This window comes from Achromobacter sp. 1L-A-4-B-C2 (assembly GCF_057291955.1).
In genome coordinates, this window is the sequence record NZ_JBXAWP010000003.1 from 1 (window position 1) to 20,518 (window position 20,518).

General features: G+C 63.3%; 16 protein-coding genes. 6 read left to right on the plus strand and 10 right to left on the minus strand.

Translation table 11 applies throughout. The features are described from left to right. Positions 1 to 166: 166 nt before the first annotated feature. The 3 genes from AC0Z35_RS13385 to AC0Z35_RS13395 all read left to right on the plus strand — a co-directional run bounded on the left by AC0Z35_RS13385 (position 167) and on the right by AC0Z35_RS13395 (position 3,281). Positions 167 to 412 (plus strand): hypothetical protein, encoded by a 246-nt coding sequence (locus AC0Z35_RS13385; protein ID WP_485132493.1) that lies wholly within the window; start codon positions 167 to 169, stop codon positions 410 to 412. 489 nt (positions 413 to 901) lie between these two features. Further along, entirely contained in the window at positions 902 to 2,383 is a 1,482-nt protein-coding gene (gene rng, locus AC0Z35_RS13390) for a ribonuclease G (protein WP_104143317.1), read from the plus strand. Positions 2,384 to 2,579: 196 nt separating this feature from the next. Continuing rightward, positions 2,580 to 3,281, plus strand: coding sequence for a DUF3053 domain-containing protein (locus tag AC0Z35_RS13395; protein ID WP_046807765.1), 702 nt, complete (start codon positions 2,580 to 2,582; stop codon positions 3,279 to 3,281). An 11-nt stretch (positions 3,282 to 3,292) separates the two neighbouring features. Here AC0Z35_RS13395 and AC0Z35_RS13400 read toward each other — a convergent pair whose 3' ends face one another. The 3 genes from AC0Z35_RS13400 to msbA all read right to left on the minus strand — a co-directional run bounded on the left by AC0Z35_RS13400 (position 3,293) and on the right by msbA (position 9,062). Continuing rightward, positions 3,293 to 4,759, minus strand: coding sequence for a sensor domain-containing diguanylate cyclase (locus tag AC0Z35_RS13400; protein ID WP_485132492.1), 1,467 nt, complete (start codon positions 4,757 to 4,759; stop codon positions 3,293 to 3,295). A gap of 493 nt (positions 4,760 to 5,252) precedes the next feature. Continuing rightward, positions 5,253 to 7,061, minus strand: coding sequence for a monovalent cation:proton antiporter-2 (CPA2) family protein (locus tag AC0Z35_RS13405; protein ID WP_046807763.1), 1,809 nt, complete (start codon positions 7,059 to 7,061; stop codon positions 5,253 to 5,255). Positions 7,062 to 7,286: 225 nt separating this feature from the next. Then, on the minus strand, positions 7,287 to 9,062 hold the full coding sequence (gene msbA, locus AC0Z35_RS13410) for a lipid A export permease/ATP-binding protein MsbA (protein ID WP_485132491.1): 1,776 nt from the start codon (positions 9,060 to 9,062) through the stop codon (positions 7,287 to 7,289). 107 nt (positions 9,063 to 9,169) lie between these two features. Between msbA and AC0Z35_RS13415 the strand changes: the two genes are divergently transcribed. From AC0Z35_RS13415 to AC0Z35_RS13425, 3 genes are read left to right on the plus strand one after another with little or no spacing between them, the layout of a single operon-like run. Continuing rightward, positions 9,170 to 10,141, plus strand: a complete 972-nt coding sequence (locus AC0Z35_RS13415) for a glycosyltransferase family 9 protein (protein ID WP_120154584.1) — start codon at positions 9,170 to 9,172, stop codon at positions 10,139 to 10,141. 16 nt (positions 10,142 to 10,157) lie between these two features. Then, positions 10,158 to 10,922 (plus strand): YdcF family protein, encoded by a 765-nt coding sequence (locus AC0Z35_RS13420; protein ID WP_046807760.1) that lies wholly within the window; start codon positions 10,158 to 10,160, stop codon positions 10,920 to 10,922. Beyond that, the gene (locus tag AC0Z35_RS13425; protein ID WP_411266418.1) at positions 10,919 to 11,200 is read left to right on the plus strand and encodes a YkgJ family cysteine cluster protein; all 282 of its coding nucleotides are present in this window, start codon (positions 10,919 to 10,921) and stop codon (positions 11,198 to 11,200) included. Before AC0Z35_RS13420 ends, AC0Z35_RS13425 begins: the two co-directional genes overlap by 4 nt. Before the next feature lie 91 nt (positions 11,201 to 11,291). On the opposite strand, the gene AC0Z35_RS13430 is transcribed toward AC0Z35_RS13425, so the two are convergent. The 7 genes from AC0Z35_RS13430 to dnaE are packed head-to-tail and all read right to left on the minus strand — an operon-like array spanning position 11,292 to position 20,462. Next, on the minus strand, positions 11,292 to 12,446 hold the full coding sequence (locus tag AC0Z35_RS13430; protein ID WP_319307969.1) for a glycosyltransferase family 4 protein: 1,155 nt from the start codon (positions 12,444 to 12,446) through the stop codon (positions 11,292 to 11,294). Beyond that, entirely contained in the window at positions 12,421 to 13,146 is a 726-nt protein-coding gene (locus tag AC0Z35_RS13435; RefSeq protein ID WP_120154577.1) for a polysaccharide deacetylase family protein, read from the minus strand. Before AC0Z35_RS13435 ends, AC0Z35_RS13430 begins: the two co-directional genes overlap by 26 nt. A 9-nt stretch (positions 13,147 to 13,155) precedes the next feature. Then, entirely contained in the window at positions 13,156 to 14,280 is a 1,125-nt protein-coding gene (locus AC0Z35_RS13440; RefSeq protein WP_319307967.1) for a glycosyltransferase family 4 protein, read from the minus strand. Then, the gene (locus AC0Z35_RS13445; protein WP_046807755.1) at positions 14,277 to 15,029 is read right to left on the minus strand and encodes a glycosyltransferase family 2 protein; all 753 of its coding nucleotides are present in this window, start codon (positions 15,027 to 15,029) and stop codon (positions 14,277 to 14,279) included. Before AC0Z35_RS13445 ends, AC0Z35_RS13440 begins: the two co-directional genes overlap by 4 nt. Beyond that, positions 15,026 to 15,874, minus strand: coding sequence for a polysaccharide deacetylase family protein (locus AC0Z35_RS13450; RefSeq protein WP_485132490.1), 849 nt, complete (start codon positions 15,872 to 15,874; stop codon positions 15,026 to 15,028). The genes AC0Z35_RS13445 and AC0Z35_RS13450 overlap by 4 nt, the downstream gene beginning before the upstream one ends. Further along, the gene (locus AC0Z35_RS13455; RefSeq protein ID WP_046807753.1) at positions 15,871 to 16,971 is read right to left on the minus strand and encodes a glycosyltransferase family 4 protein; all 1,101 of its coding nucleotides are present in this window, start codon (positions 16,969 to 16,971) and stop codon (positions 15,871 to 15,873) included. The genes AC0Z35_RS13450 and AC0Z35_RS13455 overlap by 4 nt, the downstream gene beginning before the upstream one ends. Next, entirely contained in the window at positions 16,971 to 20,462 is a 3,492-nt protein-coding gene (gene dnaE / locus AC0Z35_RS13460; protein WP_104143301.1) for a DNA polymerase III subunit alpha, read from the minus strand. Before dnaE ends, AC0Z35_RS13455 begins: the two co-directional genes overlap by 1 nt. Positions 20,463 to 20,518 lie beyond the last annotated feature (56 nt).

A 20,518-nucleotide genomic window follows, 5' to 3' on the forward strand; every position in this document is an offset into this window, starting at 1 on the left:
CTTGTGAAGCAAGCCAAGGTTTAACCCCGGACTTAAATCACAGTGCATCGCATCAAGCGCCCACACTTATCGGTTGTTTAATTGTTAAAGAGCGGCACTGCAAATTCGGTACTACAAACTACTTACTGCTACCTGCTGATCCTGCCAGCGCTGCGCGGCTTTTGCCTTGCGTCGCTTGCTGTTTTCAGCAGCAGAGAGGCGAGATTATGAAGAAGTTTTTATCGCTTGTCAAGTCAGCTTCGTTCGCTTTCGCGCCACCGCTTTCTTGCCTGCGACCTCTTCAGGTCTGCTCTCTTTAGCAGCTATCGAAACATCAGAACCACCCATTCGGGTAAACCCTAAGTTTTCGGCAACTGCCAAGCCTGAAACTATAACACGACTTTTGCAGATTATGCAACTGGCTTTTGCCTAATTTGCATCCTATCTTGCAACCCCGCCACCGGCTTTCGCTAGGGCGACTCTGGAAACCAGAGGTCGGTTACTACTCAGGTGGCTTGCGATTTCGATCCAGGTAAACCCTTACTCGTCATCACCAGCCAAGCCCAAGACTATAGCACGATTTTTGCAGATTGTGCAACTGGCTTTTGCCTGATTTGCACCATTCCTTGCAATCCCACCTGACTGCCATCGCTGGCTACTTGGCGGCAGGCCGGAGCCCGTCGTACTGCTTGGCTTCGCCGTTCAAAAATGTCTGAACCGCGAAGGATCGAGACTATAGCACAGGTTTTTGGGCAGGCCGCCCGGGCTGGCAAGAAAGTTGTGTAAATCTAAATACGCATGAAGTCGGCATCGCAACCGGTGATGCCGCCGTCTATATAGATAGTTGGCGCCCGGGCTTGCCTAGGCGTAGGGTACGTTTACTATTCGCTGTACGCCGCACCTACTTGGAGACGAGCACGCTATGCCCCCCGCCATCGCCCAGCGCGAAGATATTCTGATCAATGTGACCCCGTTTGAAACCCGCGTTGCGCTGGTGGAACAAGGGTCAGTGCAGGAACTGCATGTGGAACGCAGCATCCAGCGTGGCCATGTCGGCAATATCTACCTTGGGCGTGTGGTTCGTGTGTTGCCGGGCATGCAAAGCGCGTTTATCGATATTGGCCTGGAGCGCGCCGCCTTTATTCATATTGCCGACCTACGTGAGAACCGCGGCGAACGTAGCCAGGGTTTGACGCCCACGCCCATCGAAAAGCTGCTCTTTGAGGGACAGACCATCATGGTTCAGGTGGTCAAGGACCCGCTGGGGACCAAGGGCGCGCGTCTGTCGACCCAGATCAGCATGGCGGGACGGATGCTGGTTTATCTGCCCCATGATCCCCATATCGGGATTTCGCAGAAGATCGATGCCGAATCCGAGCGCATTCAGCTGCGTGAGCGGTTGCAGGCGCTGATGCCGGCGGATGAGAAAGGCGGCTTTATCGTGCGGACGCAGGCCGAAGGCGCTAATGATGAAGAACTAACCGCCGACCTGGAATATTTGCGCAAGCTCTGGAGCAGCGTCCAGGCTGCCGCTAGAACCCAGCCCGCCCCCGCGCTTTTGCATCAAGACCTGACGCTGGCGCAACGCGTATTGCGAGACATGGTGGGGCCGACGATTGGCGCCATTCTGGTGGATTCGCGCACGACCAGCGCGGCGATGCTGGAATGGGCACGGGTCTACACCCCGTCGGTTGTCGACCGCATTCAACATTACAGCGGCGACCGCCCCTTGTTCGATACCGCCAACGTCGACGACGAGATCGCGCGTGCGCTGTCTCGCAGGGTGGATCTGAAATCGGGCGGGTATTTGATCATCGACCAGACCGAAGCACTGACGACGGTGGACGTGAATACCGGCGGGTTCGTAGGCGGCCGCAACTTTGACGACACCATATTCAAGACCAACCTGGAGGCGGCCCAGGCAATCGCGCGCCAACTGCGGCTGCGTAACCTGGGCGGCATTGTCATCCTGGACTTCATCGACATGGAAGAGCAGGAACACCGCGACACGGTGCTGGCCGAACTCAAAAAAGCCTTGTCGCGCGACCGCACGCGCATGACGGTTAATGGCTTCACGCAACTGGGGCTGGTGGAAATGACGCGAAAGCGCACGCGGGATTCGCTCGCGCATCAGCTTTGCGAGCCCTGCCCCATGTGCGAATCACGCGGCAATGTCCGCACGCCTCGTACCGTCTGCTACGAGATTCTGCGTGAAATTCTGCGCGAGGCCCGGCAGTTCAATCCCAAGGAGTTTCGGATCTTGGCGTCGCAGGACGTCGTGGATTTATTTTTGGAAGAAGAAAGCCAGCATTTGGCGATGCTCGGCGATTTCGTCGGCAAACGGGTATCCCTGGAAGTCGAGAGCACCTATACGCAGGAAAAATACGACATCATTCTCGTTTAATCTCGCCTGACACGCGCGTATAGCAAAAACCCATCTGACTTTCACATCAATCTTCGCAAATTATGTGACGTAACGATTCGATTGAAATGAAGTTTGAAACGGATGGCGGCGAGTAGCTTCAGCCGATAAGCTCGCGGGCGCTTTGACAGGGTTTACCCTGCCAAGCGCCCTTTTTCATGCTTTCGGAGGTTATTCAATGAAGTCCCTATTCCGTCCGTTCTTGCTGCTGGTTGCGGCGCTGCCGCTGGTGCTGGCCGCTTGCGGCGACAAGGAGCCCGAGCAGCGTGCCGCGTTCATTCAGTACCTGCAGACTCGCATCGTGGACAAGCCCGGCGTGCGCGTGCCCAAGCTGACGGATGAGGAACAGAAGTCGTTCGGCGACTACGCTGCCCATTACGCCGTGATCACCGATTTCAACGCCGGCATGGACGCGTCCGTAAAGCCGTTGTCGGGAATCATCCAAAAAGGCGCCCTGCGTTCGTTGAACGATATCGTGACGCGCCGCGAGGATATGAAAGCCGCGCAACAGTCCTTGAGCGATATGGGCGTTGCACTGAAAGATCAGCAGACCAAGGCGGACGCGGCGCACGCGCAACTTAAACAGCCGGCGGACTTGAAGACGGTTTACGACAAGGCCTATGAAAAGACCGTGAGCCTGCCCGCCGACACGTTCCGCGACGTGCTGCCGCAATTGAATGCCACCTTCGACAGCGGCTTGAAAATCGCCGACTACGTCGAGGCGCACAAAGCGCAGATCGAGATCTCCGGTCCGATCGTCAAGGTGAACGACCCGGCGGTGCAAACCGAGTTGAACCAGCTGCTGCAAAACCTGAATGAACAGGCCAAGAACCTGCAACAGGCGCATACCCGCATGCAGGCGTTGATGCTGGGCCGATAAGTCAGGGACCATCAAGCCGAGGCGATTCGATTGCGCCCGGCTTTTTTTGCGCGATACACGGCGGCGTCGGCGGCCTCAAGCAACATCGATGCCGGTTTTGCATCGGTAGGTCTGGCAGTTGCCACACCGATGCTGACCGTGACGATGCCGCCCACATTGTCTTCATGCGGAATACCAAATTCCGCAATCGCTCCCCGTATGGATTCGGCAATGGCCGTCGCGTCGCCGCGATCGGTATCGGGCAGCAGCAGCACGAACTCTTCGCCACCATAGCGGGCCGCCAGGTCGCGAGGCCGCCGGGCTTTACTCTCGAGCGCCCGCGCCAGCCGTTTCAACAGCTCGTCGCCCTCTTGATGGCCGTAGCGATCGTTGTAGCGCTTGAAGTGATCCGCATCCAGAAAAAGCAGTGAGATCGGCGTGCCATTGCGGCGGGCCGATGCCCACTCGCGTTCAAGCGTTTCGTCAAACGTGCGCCGGTTGGCGATGCCGGTCAGGCCATCCGTCTGTGCGCGCTCTCGCAATTGCTGTTCGAATGCCTGACGCCACCGCATTTCACGACGGAACAACACAATCTGCGCCATCACCGAGAAAAACAATGCCAGGGTAATGGGCACGATCAACGCCGCGCGCCGTTCCCAACGCGCCAGGATGTCGTCCACGGATAGCGCCACGTCGATCACCAGCGGCGTCTTGTCGATGGTGTCGAAGGTGTAAAGACGGTTCACGCCATCAGGCGCCCAGTCGCCCACGAAAGTGCTTTCACGCCGGATCAGGAATTGCTGGAATGCCAGCAGCCCGACCCCGCTACCCGCAACATTCGCAACGGAATAAGGATTACGCACCAGCACCACGCCGTCGTTGCGGAATATCGTGATGGCGTCGTTGTGGCCGATGGATAGCTCTGCGAATCGATCGCGGAAATACGCCATTCGCAACGAACCGGCAACGACTCCGGCGAAACTGCCATCCGCATTCACCAGGCGACGGCTGATTGCGATGCTTTCATCGCCCTGCCGCAGGCGGCTGATATAAGGGCGGCTGACGTACAAGCCCACATCGTGCGCATCGCGGTGCACGCGAAAGTAGTCGCGGTCGGCAAAATTCAACGGCGGGGGATTAATCGAGGTGGAGTCATAACGGATGTTTCCGTCGCGATCCAGCACCACGATGGCGCCCAGGTATTCGGCGGTGGACGACCGGTCAAACAGAAAGCGCTGTAGCGTAGGACGGCTGACGTCCCCGATACCGGGCTCGCCCAGCCGTTCTACGACGCCTTGCAGGGATAAATCGTAGATTTGAAGCGTGCGGCCAATATCAGCGGCAAGCACCCCAGTGATGTTACGTGCCGACTTGTGCGCGGTAGCCCAGGTGGCCTGACGGTCGATCCACAGCAACGCCACTGCCGCCATGCAGATGCCGATGGCCACCAGTCCGGCCAACGCGTACAAGGCGCGGTGCACAAAACTGCGAGACTTCAAACCGGCGCTCCTTGGCGATGCGTGCGGGTGTCGTGGCTGACGTCCTTGTGATATTCAGCAGGATAATGCCGCCGCCTGGCGCGGCGCGCAAGGCGGCAAACCCGAGCAACGCTCCGGGCGCCGTACGCCCGGCCTTAGCCGTCAAGAAACCGCCGCCGCGCCGATTCGGAACGGAAACGCGCCCGCGCCCCGGACCCGGTCCGTCTCGCGGTGTGCGCTGATCGCCCACGCAGGCGCAGCGCTGCCCCCTGGCGTGAGCAGCTGACGCATCGCGTCAGCCGAAAATCCGCACTGCAACGCCAAAGCCTGGCGTCGGGCAAGCTCAACCCCTACAGCGTGCGGTGTCAAAAAACCCCGGTCCGAATGCAGCATGGCAGCCCCCTGGCAAATGCTCTTCGTAAGTGAAGAGTCAGTGCTGATAAATCTACCGCAGCCGGGCCCCGCCGCGCGTGAAATGAACCGAAAAGTTGTGCAACGATGGCGATATACAGCGTTACGCCAGGGGATTGGTAGCCGCCTCGGCGGCTTCTCGATCCGGCTTGTCGTTTCGCCCGTCGGCAGGCCCCGTCATATTGCCGTACAGCAACGACCGGCCCGCGAACAGGCCGCCCGCCACTTCCAGGTCGAAGCGTTCGGTATCGCGCCGGCGCACGTCCTGCACCACCTCGGCGGCCTCGTCCGCCGGCACCCCGATGGCGCGCAATGCGGCTTCGCCGAATACCAGCGCCGATTCCAGCGTTTCGCGCACCTGGTAGTCGACCCCTTCCTTGGCGAGGGCCAGGGAATGAATGCGGTCATACGCCCGGACCACCACGCGCACCAAGGGGAATTCGGACTTGATCAGCTTGACCATGTGATTCACGGCCTGCGGGTTGTCGATACAAATCAGGATCGCGCAGGCATTTTCAGCGCCGGCCGTACGCAACATGTCGATGCGGGTACCGTCGCCGTAGTACACCTTCACGCCCCACTTCGCTGCCGCGCGGATGGCGTCGGTGTCCGTATCCAGAATCGAAACTTTCAGGTCGCGCGCCAGCATCGCCTGGGTGACGATCTGGCCGAAACGGCCAAAACCCACGATCAGTGCGCAGCCGTCCAGATCTTGCGCAACATCGACTCCGTCCATGGAAGGAACCGGCGCGGGTAGCAGCCACCGCAACGACAGTACACATAATGGGGTCAGAGCCATGGAAATAATGACGACTGCGGTCAGCACCGCACCGGTATGCGCGTCGAAAATGCCGGCAGCCGCAGCCGCCCCATAAAGCACGAACGCGAATTCGCCACCCTGCGCCAGCAACGCCGCCCGCGTCACCGCCTCTGCGTGCGAGGCGCGCAGTAAGCGGGCCACCACGTAGACGCCCAGCGATTTCACGACCATGAACGCGACGACAGCCGCCAGGATCAGCGGCCATTCGCGCACCACGGCCGACAGGTCCAGCGACATGCCGACGCCTAGAAAGAAGAGGCCCAGCAATATGCCCCGGAAGGGTTCGACTTCGGCCTCCAGCTGATGTCGAAACGTGGATTCGGACAACAGAACCCCGGCAAGGAACGCGCCCATCGCCATCGACAAGCCGCCAAGTTCCATCAGCAAGGCGGCACCCAGCACGACGAGCAGGGCCGCGGCGGTCATGACTTCGCGGGCGTGGGCGGCGGCCAACAGCCGGAACAACGGGTTCAGCAACCAGCGCCCGGCCGCCAGCAGCGCCAGGATGCAACCCAGGGCGATGGCAGTCTGCGTCCACGGGTTGCCGTGATCCGCCGTCGCGCCGCTGGGCGCCAGCAAGGCCACCAAGGCCAGCAGGGGCACGATGGCCAGATCCTCCAGCAGCAAAATGGAGACGATGCGCTGGCCCTGCGCGCTGGTGCTTTCGTCGCGCTCGCCCAAGATCTGCATCACGATTGCCGTGGACGACAGCACGAACCCCATCGCGGCCATGAAGGCGGCCGCGCCCGACAGGCCCGCCAGCAAGCCCACCACCGTCAGCAGCCCGCCGCAGGCCAGGACCTGGGCCACGCCCAGCCCGAAGATTTCACCCCGCAGCTTCCACAGGCGCGAAGGCTGCATTTCCAGCCCGATGATGAACAGGAACATGACAACGCCCAGTTCCGCCACGTGCAGGATGGACTTGGGGTCGGAAAAGAAACCGATGCCGAAGGGACCGATCGCCAAGCCGGCCGCCAGGTAGCCCAACACGGAACCCAGCCCCAGGCGCTTGAAGATCGGTACGGCGACGACCGCCGCGCCCAGCAGGACGACGACGTTCACAAGTTGATTGCCTTCGATAGGCGAAGCCATAAGGCGCTCCTGGTTATACGATGGGGCCGCCATGCAAGGCAGGGCCCGGCCACAGCAGAGGGGCCTGCGCCATTTTCCGGCTATCCGTCGGATTGGCAATCAGAAACTACGGGGCTTGGGCGGTGGACGGGGCGGCGCCAAGAAGCGCCCGCGCCGTGCCCCGGGCGGCACAAAAAAAAGCCGCCGCGCTGGTTGCGCGGCGGCTCGGGCCGATAAGGGTCGCGTTCAGTCGTCGCGAAATTGCATCTTGTACAGCGACGCGTACAGGCCATTGGCGGCCAGCAGCTCGGCGTGGGGACCCTCTTCGACAATTTTGCCGGCATCCAGCACGATGATCCGGTCGGCGTTCTGAACCGTGGACAGCCGATGCGCAATGACCAGCGTGGTGCGGCCCTTCATCAGGCGTTCCAGCGAGGCCTGCACCTGGCGTTCGGATTCGTTGTCCAGCGCCGAGGTGGCTTCGTCCAGGATCAAAATGGGCGCGTTCTTGATCAGCGCACGCGCAATGGCCAGGCGTTGGCGCTGGCCTCCGGACAGGCGGGCGGCATTCTCGCCGACCTGCGTGTTGATGCCCTGCGGCAGCCCTTCCACGAATTCCAGCAGGTTGGCGGCCGCCAGGGCGTCGCGCACTTTTTGCTCGCTGGACTTGCCCAGCGCGCCGTAACCGACGTTGGCCGCGATGGTGTCGTCAAACAGCACGACATCCTGGCTGACCAGCGACAGATGCGAACGCAGGCTGCGCAGCGTCAGCTCGTTGATGGGGGTGTCATCCACCAAAATCGACCCGGAGTCGGCCAGCACAAAGCGCGGCAGCATGTTGACCAGCGTGGTCTTGCCGCTGCCCGAACGGCCCACCAGCGCGACCGTCTGGCCCGGTTCCACCACGAAGGAAATGTCGTGGACCGTATCGCGGTCGGCATCGGGAAAGCGATGTTTGACATGGCGAAATTCCACCTTGCCGCGCACCGGTTCGGGCAGTTCCTTGGTGCCGGTGTCGATCTCGGGCGTCTGGTCGATCAGCGTGAACACGCTTTCGGCGGACACCAGCATTTTTTGCATGCGGGCGGCCACGTTGGTCAGGCGCTTGATGGGGTCGAAGATCTGCGCCAGCGCCGCCATGAACGACGCAAAACTACCCACCGTCAGCGAGCCGCTGTTGGCCTGGCTGAGGGCCACGGCAATGACCGCGCCCACCGAAACCGAAATGCAGACCTGGGTCAGGGGCGTCAGCGCGGCGTCCGCCGTGGCGGTGCGCATGGCAAACCGGCGCAGGCGGCGGCTGACGAAATCGAAGCGACCGCGTTCGACTTCATAGCCATCGAACAGCTTGATGACGCGCTGGCCGTCGATGCCTTCACCGACCACCCGGGTCAGTTCGGCGTTCATGTTGACCGTATCGCGGTTGATGCGGCGCAGGCGCTTGATGAAAAAGCGCGAGATCAGCACCGACACCGGCAACATGATCAGGATGATCAGCGTCAGCACCCACGACATGTACAGCAGGACGCAGATCAGCGCGATGACCACCAGCGTTTCGCGCACCAGCACCGTGATGACATCGGTGGCATAGCCGGTGACGTTGCCCGCGTCGATGGTGAAGCGGTTCAGCAGGCGCCCCGTGTCGCCGCGCTTGAAGTCGGCGTCGGGCAGGCCCAGCAGGCGCTCGAACATGTCGCGGCGCATGCCCAGCAGCACGTTGTTGGCCACCCAGGCCAGCAGGTAGTCGCTGAAGAAGTTGCAGATGCCGCGCAGCAGGATCAGGCCCACCACCGCCAACGGCAGTGCCCAGACATAATAGGGTTTGTTGCCGGAAAAGCCGCCGTCCAGCAAGGGCTTCATAATGACGGCCAGAACCGGTTGGGTCGCGGCCGCGCCCGCCATCAGCAGGACGGCCAGCAACAAGCCCTTCCAGTAGGAACCCACCCGGCTGTAGATCCGGCTCCAGAGTTCAGCCTTGACGGGGGTGGAGTCCGCGGGTGTGTTGCGTGCGGGAGAATTCAAAGGGAACACTCGCTTTTATACAATTGTGCCCAGGATTGTACTGGCTACGCGCCGCCGCGCTGAGCCGCCCTACCCCTAATAAGACTAATTTGCCTTCCCACCCATCCATGTCCGATATCAGCTGTTTATACGTGCGCCTGCCCAATTGGGTGGGCGACGTCTGCATGAGCCTGCCCAGCTTGCGCGCATTGCAGGCCAGTGGCCTGCCCCTGGTGATCTGCGCGCGGCCATGGGCCCGCGACCTGCTCGATGGCGTGCCGAAGAAGGATTTTGTTCCCATGCGCGGCAAGGTCGGCCCGGACCGGGCCGCCGTCAGCGCCCACCGCCGCTCGCTGGGCGCCATGGGCCGCCGCGCGCGGGGCCTGCTGCTGCCCGATTCGCTATCCAGCGCCCTGGTGTTCCGGCTGGCCGGCCTGCCGTGCGCCGGCTACCGCGACGATGGCCGCAGCTTTCTGCTGCGCTGGCCGGTGACCAAGCCGGATGAATCTTTGCACGCCGTGCAGTCCTGGCACCACCTGACCCGCCAGGCCTTGTCGCTGTGGGGCCTGCCCAGCGGCCCGGCGCAGCCCGGCCCCACGCTGGACCTGCCGCTGACCCCGTCGCACCAGCAGGCCGCCAACCAGGCCATGCAGGCCGCCGGGCTGAGCGCGCAGCGTTTTGTCCTGATTGCTCCCACTGCTACCGGCCTGCACAAGGGCAAGATCAAGGTCTGGCCGGGGTTCGATACACTGACGCGCGCCTTACAGGCGCAAGGCCATACCGTGGTAATGTGCCCCCCTCCGGCCGAAACGGACGAGGCACGGCGCAACGCCCCAACGGCGCAATTGTTGCCCGCCTTGCCGCTGGGCGCGTTTGCCGCGTTGACGGCGCGCGCGGCGCTGGTGATCTGCAACGACTCCGGGGTCTCCCACGTTGCCGCCGCCGCGTCCGCCCGGGAACTTGCGCTGTTTGGCGTGACCCGGCCGGGCCGAACCGGTCCGTGGTCGCCTCGGGCGGTATGCGTCGGGTCGGAGCATGCATGGCCGACCGTCGACGAAGTAGAACAGCAGGCGATGTCCCTGCTGGGCGGGACGATGTAATCAGGATTGTTTTGACATGACCTTTTCCAGCTACCTTACGAATCTGATCATTCCCTACAACTTGTGCGTGACGCTGGTCATCATCGGTCTGGCGCTGGGATGGTTCCGGCTGCGCAAGACCGGCGCGGCCATCATCGCCGCCGGCTTGCTGTGGGCGCTGGCCTGGTCCCTGCCCGCGACCTCGCTGTGGCTGGGCGGCGCGCTTGAAAACCGATATCCGCACTTGCCCCCCGCGGACTCCCCCACCGCCGACGCCATCGTCGTGCTGGGCGGCAATACCGCAAATGGCCGCGCCAACTGGTTCCTGCCCTATGACAAAGACACCGCCGTCGTGCGCGTGGACACGGCCGCCCAGCTGTATCTGGCCGGACGCGCGCCCAAGGTCGTATTGTCCGGTGGCGCGCTGGAAGGCGACGTCAGCGAAGCGCGCGGCATGGCGCATGCCATCCGCCAGCAAGGGGTACCGGAATCGGCGTTGATCCTGGAAAACAGCAGCCGCACCACCTACGAAAATGCGGCCTTGACCGAAGACGCGCTGAAATCGCGCGGCATCGCCAAGGTGCTGCTGGTGACGTCCGCGCTGCACATGCCGCGCGCCATGGCGGCGTTTTCCAAGCAAGGCGTGGAAGCCATCGCCGCGCCCGCGCCGCCGCAAATCGTCGCCCCGGCCGACGGTTCGCTGTCGCCGTGGCTGCCCGACCAGCGCACTTTCGACGCCAGCCGTTCCATCATCAAGGAATACGCCGGCCTGTTCGTCTATTGGCTGCGCGGATGGGTATGAGCCTGACGGCTTCCGACCTGGATTGCCGGGCGGGCTGCGGCGCATGCTGCATCGCCCCGTCTATCACTCGGCCGATTCCCGGCATGCCCCAGGGCAAGCCGGCCGGCGTGCCCTGTATTCAGTTGCTGCCGGACATGCGCTGCGCGATTTTCGGCCAGCCATCCCGCCCCGATTTCTGTGGCGGGCTGCAACCCCAGCAAGAGATGTGCGGCCCGGACCGCGAGCACGCGGTGCGATGGCTGGCGGACCTGGAACGCGCCACCGCGCCCGGCCATTGACCGTCAACGGCCAGCGGTCAATCGCCCGCCGTCAATCGCCCGCCGTCAATCGCCGGCCGTCAATCGCCAACTATCGAACGCATCCCCTGCTTCAAGCCTGTTGCCGCGCTTCAAGCACCTTTTCATATAGCGCCTCGTAGCGCGCAGCCACGGTTTCCCAGCTTTGGTCACGCGCGATCGCCAGGCCGCGCTCGGTCAACGCCGCCCGCAGATCCGGTTCCGAACCCAGCCGTTCCAGCGCCTGTGCAAGCTGTGCGCCGTCGCGCGGGTCTTGCAGGATCAGCGCGTCTTTACCCGCGGACAGGTATTGCGCAAACCCGCAGTAAGCCGGCGAGCTCACCACCACGGGCAAACCGTGCGACATGGCTTCCAAGGGCGCCATGCCGTAGCTGTCGTTCAGGGTGGGATGCGCATAGATATCCGCCGCGCTGAAATACTGGGCCACTTCTGGCGTGGGGTCGATCAACGTTACGCGGTGGGCAATGCCGCCCGCTGCGCGCACGCGGTCGCGGGTCGCGTCATCGGCGCCCACCACCAGCAGCTTGTATTGCGCCGGCAGTTGCGCCAGCGCGTCCAGCAGCGCCGGCAGGCCCTTGCGTAGCGGGTTTCTTGCCACCAGCAGGCAGCCGATGGTGTCGGCATCCCAGCCCAGACGGGCGCGGGTCGCTTCACGGCGAAGCGCCAGATCAGGCGATGGCAGCTTGACGCCCGGCGCGATGATGTCCACCTTCAGCTGTGGGCCATAACTGCGGTGCAGCTGGTCCATGATCAGCCCGGACACGGCCACCACATGACGCGTGGGCGACTGGCGCACGCGCAGCTTCTCCAGCAGCAGATAGGTGGCCAGGCGCGGGCTGAGCCACGCGCGGAACCCCTGCACCGGGTTGACTCGCGCCACGCGGTTATAACGCACCGGCGTCACGTGCATGACCTGGATTTCGCCTGCCCAGCCGTTCATGTGTGAATGCACGATGTCGAACCGGCCGCGCGTCAGCCGATCGGCGCGCCAGGCAAAATACAGCACCCGCATCCAACTGGGCAGCCACCCGGGAAACCGCACGGGCAGAAACTCGAACGGCAGATCGCTATCAAAATCGCGCGCAACGACGGACACGTCGTGACGCTCGCCCAGCACCCGCATCAGCTCCACGCCGTAAGCCTCGGCGCCACCGAAGCGGTTACCGAAACGGTCCACCAGCAGCGCGATGCGAAGCCGCCGCTCAACGGCGCCGGCGGGTGTCTTCATACCGGGTCAGGCACTTCTGCAGGAAACGGATGATGTTGGTGGAACGCGCCACCGTCACACGCGGCAAGCCGAAAGGATCATCCGAGGCCGCGGCCAGGCCGCGTTGGGTCAGCGTGGCGTTGTCGTAGCCGGCCTCGCGCGCCATGGCGCGATGCTCGGGGCCGTGGTCGCCATAGGGGTAGCAAAACGCGGTGACCGGCGCGCCCAGCGCTTGTTCCAGTTCATCCTTGGATTCCACGATCTGGCGGCGCGCCTCGTCGGGCGCAAGCTCGGGCAGATGCACATGGTCCAGCGTGTGCGAGCCCACTTCGTTGCCGGCCTGCGCCCATTCGCGCATTTCGTTCACGGTCATCAGGGCCGAAAAAGGAATGCCTTTTTGCAAGTCCCAGACGTTGCCGCCGTCGAATTGGCGCGCAACAAAATAGTTGGTGGCGGTAAAGCCCAGCTCGCTCAAGATCGGCATCGCGTTCTGATGCACGTTGCGGTAGCCGTCGTCAAAGGTAATGCCGAATACCTTGCCTTGCCGTTCACCGCGCACATAGGGCATCACGTCGCGCATCGACAAGCCGCGATAACCCAGCCGACGCATCCAGCGCATCTGGCGGGCGAAGCTGTCGGGGTGCACCGTCAGCCCACGAAACGGCGTGCCCTTGGGATTGGGCTCGCCGATCTGGTGGTACATGAGAATGGGAATAGACATAGGACCGGATTATAGAGCCCGACGTCCATCCAGCGTACGCTGGTAGACGTCCACTGTGGCCGCCGCGAAACGTTGCAGATTGAAGTCGCGCAAGCTGGTTTCGCGCGCCCGCGCGCCCATCTCGCGCACCGTGTCCGGATGGTCCAGCATGAAACGCAGTTTGGCTGTAATGGCGGGCACGTCCCGCACCGGCACGATCCAGCCGTCGACGCCGTCAGTCACGTTTTCCGGCAGGCCGCCGGCATCGCTCACCAGCGCGGGCAGACCCAGCGCCATGATCTCGCGGCAGGCGAAAGACAGGGCTTCGCGATACGACAAGACGAAGCCGGCGTGGCAAGACGCCAGCGACGCGCGCACGTCGTCCAGCAGGCCCGGAAAGCGCACTTGATCGATCATGCCCAGCTCGCGCACCCGAGCCAGCTTGGCTTCGTTGGGCGGGTCGCCCGCCACCATCAGCAGCACGCGCGCTTTGTCTTCGGGCGGCAACGCGGCCACGGCGGCCACCAGGTCCAGCCAGCCCTTGTCGTAGTCAGTGCCGCCGGCGCTACCCAGCAGCAGCTTGCCCTGCCAGTCTTCCCCGAAGATCAGCGCACGCAGCTTGTCCAGACTTTCGGGCGGTGGCGGTGCGAAGAAGTCAGTGTCAACGCCGTGGCGTATCGTGGTGATGGGGCGCTTGCTGTAGGGCGAGCGCTGCATCAGTCCATGCACGTAATCGCTGACGGCGATGCCGTGGTCCGTGGCCAGCGCCACGCGCAACTTGTGGCCAAAGCTGGAAAGCGGGTGGTCATTGTGCTTGGTAAACACGATGCGAGGCCGGCGCGCCATGCCCAGCGTCGCCAGCATGACCTGCTTGTGATCGGCCGAACCGTTGGCGTGAATGATGTCGAAACGCCCGGTCTTGATCAGGCGGCGCAACTTTGCGCGGTCCTTGAACCAGGACGACGGGCGCGTCGTGTACAGCATGTCCACCACCGTCACGCCGGGAATCGCGCGGGCGTAGCGATACAGCCGGCTGGTGGGCGGCGCCGCCACGGTGATGTCGTGGTCGCGCGCCAACGCCTTCGCCAGATTGATGATGTAGGTGACGTGCCCCCCGCCGTTGTTCGCGTGGAAGTTCGTGTACAGGATCTTCACTTTTGCTTCTCGGCCAGGAACATCAGCTTGGAATAGCGAAAGAAGCTGCCCGCCGCGGCCGTCACCGCCAACACCAGGCCGTGCCGGCCATCCAGGAAACCGCGCCGGATCAGGTAGATGCGCACGAACGTCCAGAAGCCGTGGCCCAGCGCGCCGAACACCGACGTGCGGCGCCCCTTGGCGTACATCATGGCGGCGGCATCCGACGAATAGCGATTGACCTTGTTGATCAGCGCGTCCAGGTTGTCGTAGGGATAGTGGTTGAAATAGCCCTGCAATTTCAAGGGTTGGCCATTGGCCGGCACCACCCGTTCGTGCACGGCGGCATCGGTGAAGCGCGCCGTGCCGCGTTTGAACAGGCGCAGCACGTAATCCGGCCACCAGCCGCTATGTCGAATGTCCTTGCCGCAAAAATTGGACAGACGGGCAATCTCGTACGCATCGGCGCGCGGGTTGGCCAGCACGTCCTGAATCTCGCGGGCGAGTTCGGGGGTCACGCGTTCATCGGCGTCGATCGACAAGACCCAGTCACCCGTGGCCAGGTCCAGCGCGCGGTTTTTCTGCGGGCCGAAGCCGGGCCAATCAGCCGTGACTTCGACGCGCGCGCCCAGCGCCTGCGCCAGCTCGACGGTGCCGTCGGTGCTGCCCGAGTCAACCACGATGAATTCGTCGGCAAAGGACACGGACTTCAGGCAGGCGGCGATGTTGGCCGCTTCGTTCTTGGTGATGATGATGACTGATAGCTTCATCCGCGATTCCTAAGACGCTTTTTCCAGGCTTTCCAGGCGTGGTAACGCGGGCCCCAAAAAGGGTCGCGCGACAACCAGATGCGCCGGTTTAGCCAGCTTCCGCCCTGATTGCGCACGGCGAAGCGATAGATGTGTTCGGGGTCCGCGCCGGGCGTGTTCTGCCCGAAAGGGTCGGTGGTGTACAGGTGCGCAAAACCCGCCTGGCGCGCGGCGGCGACGTAGTCGGCGTCAAAGTAGCCTTGCGGCCAGCACAAGTGGCTGCTGACCGAGCCCAGACGCTGCACCAGCGTCTGGCGGGAATCGTGCAGCTCGCGGGCGATGTGCTCGCACTTGGTGTCCACATCGTTGCCGCAGATTTTGTCCCAGCGCGTGTGCGTATGCGTGTGCGAATGGAATTCGAACGTGCCCGCCGCCTGCATCGCCTCGATTTCGCTCCAGCGCAGCATGGCGTCGTCCGTCCGCCCGGCCGCCACCCATTGCTTGCAGGTGTCGTGGTCGGGCGTGGCCGGCAGCACGCCGCCCTGACCGGCGTGCGCGCGCACAGGGCCGTCGCCGATCCAACCCGTGATGGTGAACAGCACGGCGCGCATGCCGTGGCGCGCCAGAACCGGATGCGCGTGCACCCAGTTGTTCAGATAGCCGTCGTCGAAGGTGATCAGCACCGAGCGCTCAGGCGCCGGCTGCCCCGCCAGGTAGGCGGCAAACTGCGCGGCCGTCAGCGATTGATAACCCGCGCGCGCCAGGCGCGACACCTGCGCTTCAAACACGTCGGGCGTCGCCGCGATCATGCCGCCCGCGGGGGTGACATGGTGGTACATCAGCACGGGGACGTTGGGCGCGTTCATGCGGCGCGTTCCGCCAGCCATTTCAGGTAGACGGCTTCGGTGGTTTCGGCCAGGCGCACGGGCGAAAACACGGCTTCTTCCCAGACCATCTTGCGGCCGGCGTCGCCCATCTGGCGGCGCAGGGCCGGGTCATCGATCAGGCGCTGCAAGGCGTCGACCAGGGCTTGCGGGTTCTTGGGCGGGACCAGGATGCCGGTTTCGCCATTGCGGAACATTTCGGATACGCCGCCTACGTCGGTGCCCACCACCGGCAGGCCGCTGGCCTGGGCTTCGACGTAGACGGTGCCCGAGGCCTCTTGCTGCGTAGCCAGCGCAAACACGTCGAACCCGGCCAGCAGATTGGGCACGTCGCGCCGCATGCCCATCAGGTGGATGCGGTGTTGCAAGCCCAGCTTGGCGACGTATTCCTGCGTTTGCTCAAACACCGGCGAGCCGCCCCCCACAAACACCAGGTGCAGCTTGGGCCGGCTTTGCATCAGCGGCGCCATCGCGTCGATGAGGTCCTTGTGGCCCTTGGTGGCGCGCATGACCGCCACGCAGCCCACGATCACGTCGTCATCGGACAAGCCCAGCTCGTCACGCAACGTGGACCGTTCGACAGGGGCCGGCAGCACGATGGGCGAATAGACGGTGGCGATCTTGTTGGCGGGCACGCCGCGCTGGATCAGGTACTTGCGCACGTGGTCACTCACGGTCGTCACGCGATGCGGCAGCCACGTGTAGGACCACATCGAACCGACCTTGTTCGACAGGTGCCGCGTGCGCACGATCAGCGGCGTACCGACCAGCCGGCCGGCCATTGCCGCAATGACGGTATCGCGCCGGCTGTGCGTATTGAGCACGTCGAACCGCCCCTCGCGCAGGATACGGCGCACGGCCGCCACGCCCTTGAAGTAATTCACCGGCCCGTCCATATCGACTTTATGCACGGTAAAACCGGCATCCGTCAGACGTTCGACCAGCATTGCCCGCGATTGGACGATGGCTTCAACATGGTGACCACGCGCGCGCATGGCCGTCATTTCCTTGAAGATTCGCCCTTCCTGGCCACCGAAACTGGTAGCCGCTTCCGAATGCACGATACGCAGGCTTCGCATCAATAGGTCACCTCAACTCCATCGGGTTTGGTCCAGGCGTTCAGGTTTTCAAGTAGCGTGTCAGCCATGCGGACGCGCCATTCTTCGCCCAGCCGCACTGTGCATAGAAAATTGTTCTTGGTATAGACGATGTCGACGGGCACGCCCGGGATACCGTTTTCCGGTTCGGCGCGGAACGGGTTCAGCATCTGGCGCAAACGCGCCGCGTCCGCCGTGCCGTTCAGCTTGACCCGCAGCGATTTGGCGCGTGCTTCGCGGGCCAGTTGCAAGTCGTACAGTTGTTCGGCAACGATGCGCATGCCGCCTGAGTAATCGTCGTTGCTGACCTTGCCTTGCACGATGACCAGCTGGTCTTCGCGCAAGCGGTTGCGATGCTTTTCGTAGAGCTCGTTGAACACCGAGATCTCGACCTGCGCGGTGCCGTCATCCAGCACGGCAAACACCATCTTGCCTCGCCGCGTCATCATGACCCGCACGCTGGCCAGCACGCCGCACATCCATTGCAGGTCGCGCTGCGGCTCCACCCGCGCCAGCTGCATCGGCACGATGCGGCGCACTTCGTCGCGCCAGGCGTCGAACAAGTGGCCGCTGTAGTAGTAGCCCAGCGCGGATTTTTCTTCCGTCAGCTTCTTGTGCAGGTCCCACGGCGCGACCTTGGCCAGTTCGCCCGCGACCACGTCGCTGCTGTCGTCGCCGAACAGCGATGCCTGGTTGGCGCTGCGGGCGGCCTGTTCGGCCGCTTCCATCGCCGTAGGCACCGAGGCCAGCATCGCCGCGCGGTTCGGTTCGATGGTGTCGAACGCGCCGGCCTTGATCAGCGCTTCGATGGTGCGGCGGTTGACGGCCTGCTTGCCCACACGGCGGCAGAAATCGAACAGGTTCAGGAACGGGCCGCCTTCCTTGCGCGCGCGCAGGATGTCTTCGACGGCGCCCTGCCCCGTGCCCTTGACGGCGCCCAGGCCGTAACGCATGGTGCGCGGCGGCTTGCCTTTTTCGGTGTACTTGTCCTTGACCGGTTCGAAGCGGTAGCCCGAAAAATTGACATCGGGCGGCAGCACTTCAACGCCGTTGTCCTGGGCGTCGCGGCAGAAAATCTGGACCTTGTCCGTGTCGTCCATATCGGATGACATGGTGGCGGCCAAAAACTCCGTCGGGTGATAAGCCTTGAGCCACGCGGTCTGGTACGAGATCAGTGCATAGGCTGCCGAGTGCGACTTGTTAAAGCCGTATCCCGCAAACTTTTCCATCAGGTCGAACAGCTTGACGGCCAGGTCCGGGTCGTGGCCCTTTTCCTTGGCGCCTTGCTCGAACAATTCGCGGTGCTTGGCCATTTCCTCGGGCTTTTTCTTGCCCATGGCGCGGCGCAGCAGGTCGGCGCCGCCCAGCGAATAGCCGCCGATGATCTGCGAGATCAGCATCACCTGTTCTTGGTAGACGATGACCCCGTAGGTGCTTTTCAGCGTGCCTTCCAGATCGTTGTGGAAGTAGTCCACCGCGGCACGGCCGTGCTTGCGGTTGACGAAGTCGTCCACCATGCCCGATTCCAGCGGCCCCGGACGATACAGCGCCAGCATGGCGATGATGTCTTCGAACGTGTTCGGCCGCAGCTTCTTCAGCAGCTCTTTCATGCCGCGCGATTCCAGCTGGAACACGGCGGTGGTGTTGGCGTCGCACAGGATCTTGTAGGCGGCCGGGTCGTCCAGTTCCAGCGCCATGACGTCGAAGTCGCGCTTGTCCTCGTTGAACTGGCGCACATAGCGCACGGCCCAATCCAGGATGGTCAGGTTGCGCAGGCCCAGAAAGTCGAACTTGACCAGGCCGGCGGCTTCGACGTCGTCTTTATCGAACTGCGAGACGGCGCTGTTTTCCTGCCCCGGCTGGCAATACAGCGGGCAGAAATCCGTGAGCTTGCCCGGCGCGATCAACACGCCGCCCGCGTGCATGCCGATGTTGCGGGTCAGGCCTTCCAGCGGCTTGGCCAGATCGACCAGCGCGCGCACTTCCTCTTCCTGTTCGTAGCGGTCCTTGAAGGCCGGTTCGTCCTTCAGGGTGCGTTCCAGGGACCACGGGTCCATCGGGTTGAACGGGATCAGTTTGGACAGCCCGTCGCAGAACATGTAGGGCATATCCAGCACACGGCCGGCGTCGCGCACCACGGCCTTGGCGCCCAGCGTACCGAAGGTGGCGATCTGGCTCACGGCGGCGCGGCCGTATTTTTCCTTGACGTAGTCAATGACGCGTTCGCGGTTGTCCTGGCAGAAGTCGATATCGAAGTCGGGCATGGAGACCCGCTCGGGATTCAGGAAGCGCTCGAACAGCAAGTCATAGCGAATGGGGTCCAGGTCGGTGATGCCCAGCGCGTAGGCCACCAGCGAACCCGCGCCCGAGCCCCGGCCGGGTCCGACGGGCACGCCGTTGTTCTTGCCCCAGTTGATGAAGTCTTGAACGATCAGGAAGTAGCCCGGAAAGCCCATCTGGATGATGGTCTTGCATTCCCAGCGCAGGCGCTCGTAGTACTGCTCGCGCTTGGCTTCGCGTTCGGCTTCGTCGGGAAACAGGAACGCCATGCGCTTTTCCAGGCCCTCTTCCGACAACTGGACCAGGTAGTCGTCCAGCGTCACGCCGTCGGGCGTGGGGAAGTTGGGCAGGCGCGGCTTGCCCAGCACCAGGCTCAGGTTGCAGCGCTTGGCGATTTCAACCGTGTTGGCCAGCGCCGAGGGCACGTCGGCAAAGCGCCGCGCCATTTCTTCCGAACTGAGCAAATATTGCTCTTTGGTGAACCGGCGCACGCGGCGCGGGTTGGCCAGGATTTCGCCTTCGGCGATGCAGACGCGGGCCTCGTGCGCCTGGAATTCATATTCGTCCAGGAATTGCACCGGGTGGGTGGCCACCACGGGCAGCCCGGCTTCGCCCGCCAGGCGCATGGCGGCCTGCGTGTAGGCTTCGTCGCCGTCCATGCCCGCGCGCTGCAATTCAATGTAGTAGCTGCCCGGAAACAGGTGCGCCCACTGGCGCGCCAGCGCCAGCGCCGACACGGCGTTGCCGGCGTCCAGCGCCTGGCCCACGTCGCCCATGCGGCCGCCCGACAGCGCGATCAGGCCCTGCTGGCCTTGCAGCCATTCGCGGCGGATTTCGGCACGCCCCTTGCCCTGGTTCGTCAGAAAGGCCTTGGACAGCAGCTCGCAAAGATTCAGGTAACCCTGATGGTTGCGCACCAGCAACAACAGCCGGAATGGCTTGCCCGGGTCATCGTCGTTGCTTAACCAGACGTCACAGCCGGCGATGGGTTTGACCCCCGCGCCGCGCGCGCCTTTATAGAACTTGATCAGGCCAAAAAGGTTGGACAGATCGGTCAGCGCCACGGCGGGCTGGCCCAGCTTGGCCACGCGCTTGATCAGGTCGGGGATGCGAACAATACCGTCCACCACCGAGAACTCGGAGTGGACGCGCAGGTGCACAAAAGGGGTCGGGTTTGTTACGGCTTCGGACATAGCGGGAATTGTACCCAGGGATCACGGTCCAAGCCCTTGCGTCCGGAATTTTGAGC

Coding starts and splice junctions, on each gene's coding strand:
- AC0Z35_RS13395 (WP_046807765.1), top strand. CDS start 2,580: ATGAAGTCCCTATTCCGTCCGTTCTTGCTGCTGGTTGCGGCGCTGCCG.
- AC0Z35_RS13405 (WP_046807763.1), bottom strand. CDS start 7,061: ATGGCTTCGCCTATCGAAGGCAATCAACTTGTGAACGTCGTCGTCCTG.
- AC0Z35_RS13415 (WP_120154584.1), top strand. CDS start 9,170: ATGTCCGATATCAGCTGTTTATACGTGCGCCTGCCCAATTGGGTGGGC.
- AC0Z35_RS13455 (WP_046807753.1), bottom strand. CDS start 16,971: ATGCGAAGCCTGCGTATCGTGCATTCGGAAGCGGCTACCAGTTTCGGT.
- AC0Z35_RS13430 (WP_319307969.1), bottom strand. CDS start 12,446: ATGAAGACACCCGCCGGCGCCGTTGAGCGGCGGCTTCGCATCGCGCTG.
- AC0Z35_RS13435 (WP_120154577.1), bottom strand. CDS start 13,146: ATGTCTATTCCCATTCTCATGTACCACCAGATCGGCGAGCCCAATCCC.
- AC0Z35_RS13450 (WP_485132490.1), bottom strand. CDS start 15,874: ATGAACGCGCCCAACGTCCCCGTGCTGATGTACCACCATGTCACCCCC.
- dnaE (WP_104143301.1), bottom strand. CDS start 20,462: ATGTCCGAAGCCGTAACAAACCCGACCCCTTTTGTGCACCTGCGCGTC.
- rng (WP_104143317.1), top strand. CDS start 902: ATGCCCCCCGCCATCGCCCAGCGCGAAGATATTCTGATCAATGTGACC.
- AC0Z35_RS13425 (WP_411266418.1), top strand. CDS start 10,919: ATGAGCCTGACGGCTTCCGACCTGGATTGCCGGGCGGGCTGCGGCGCA.
- AC0Z35_RS13445 (WP_046807755.1), bottom strand. CDS start 15,029: ATGAAGCTATCAGTCATCATCATCACCAAGAACGAAGCGGCCAACATC.
- AC0Z35_RS13420 (WP_046807760.1), top strand. CDS start 10,158: ATGACCTTTTCCAGCTACCTTACGAATCTGATCATTCCCTACAACTTG.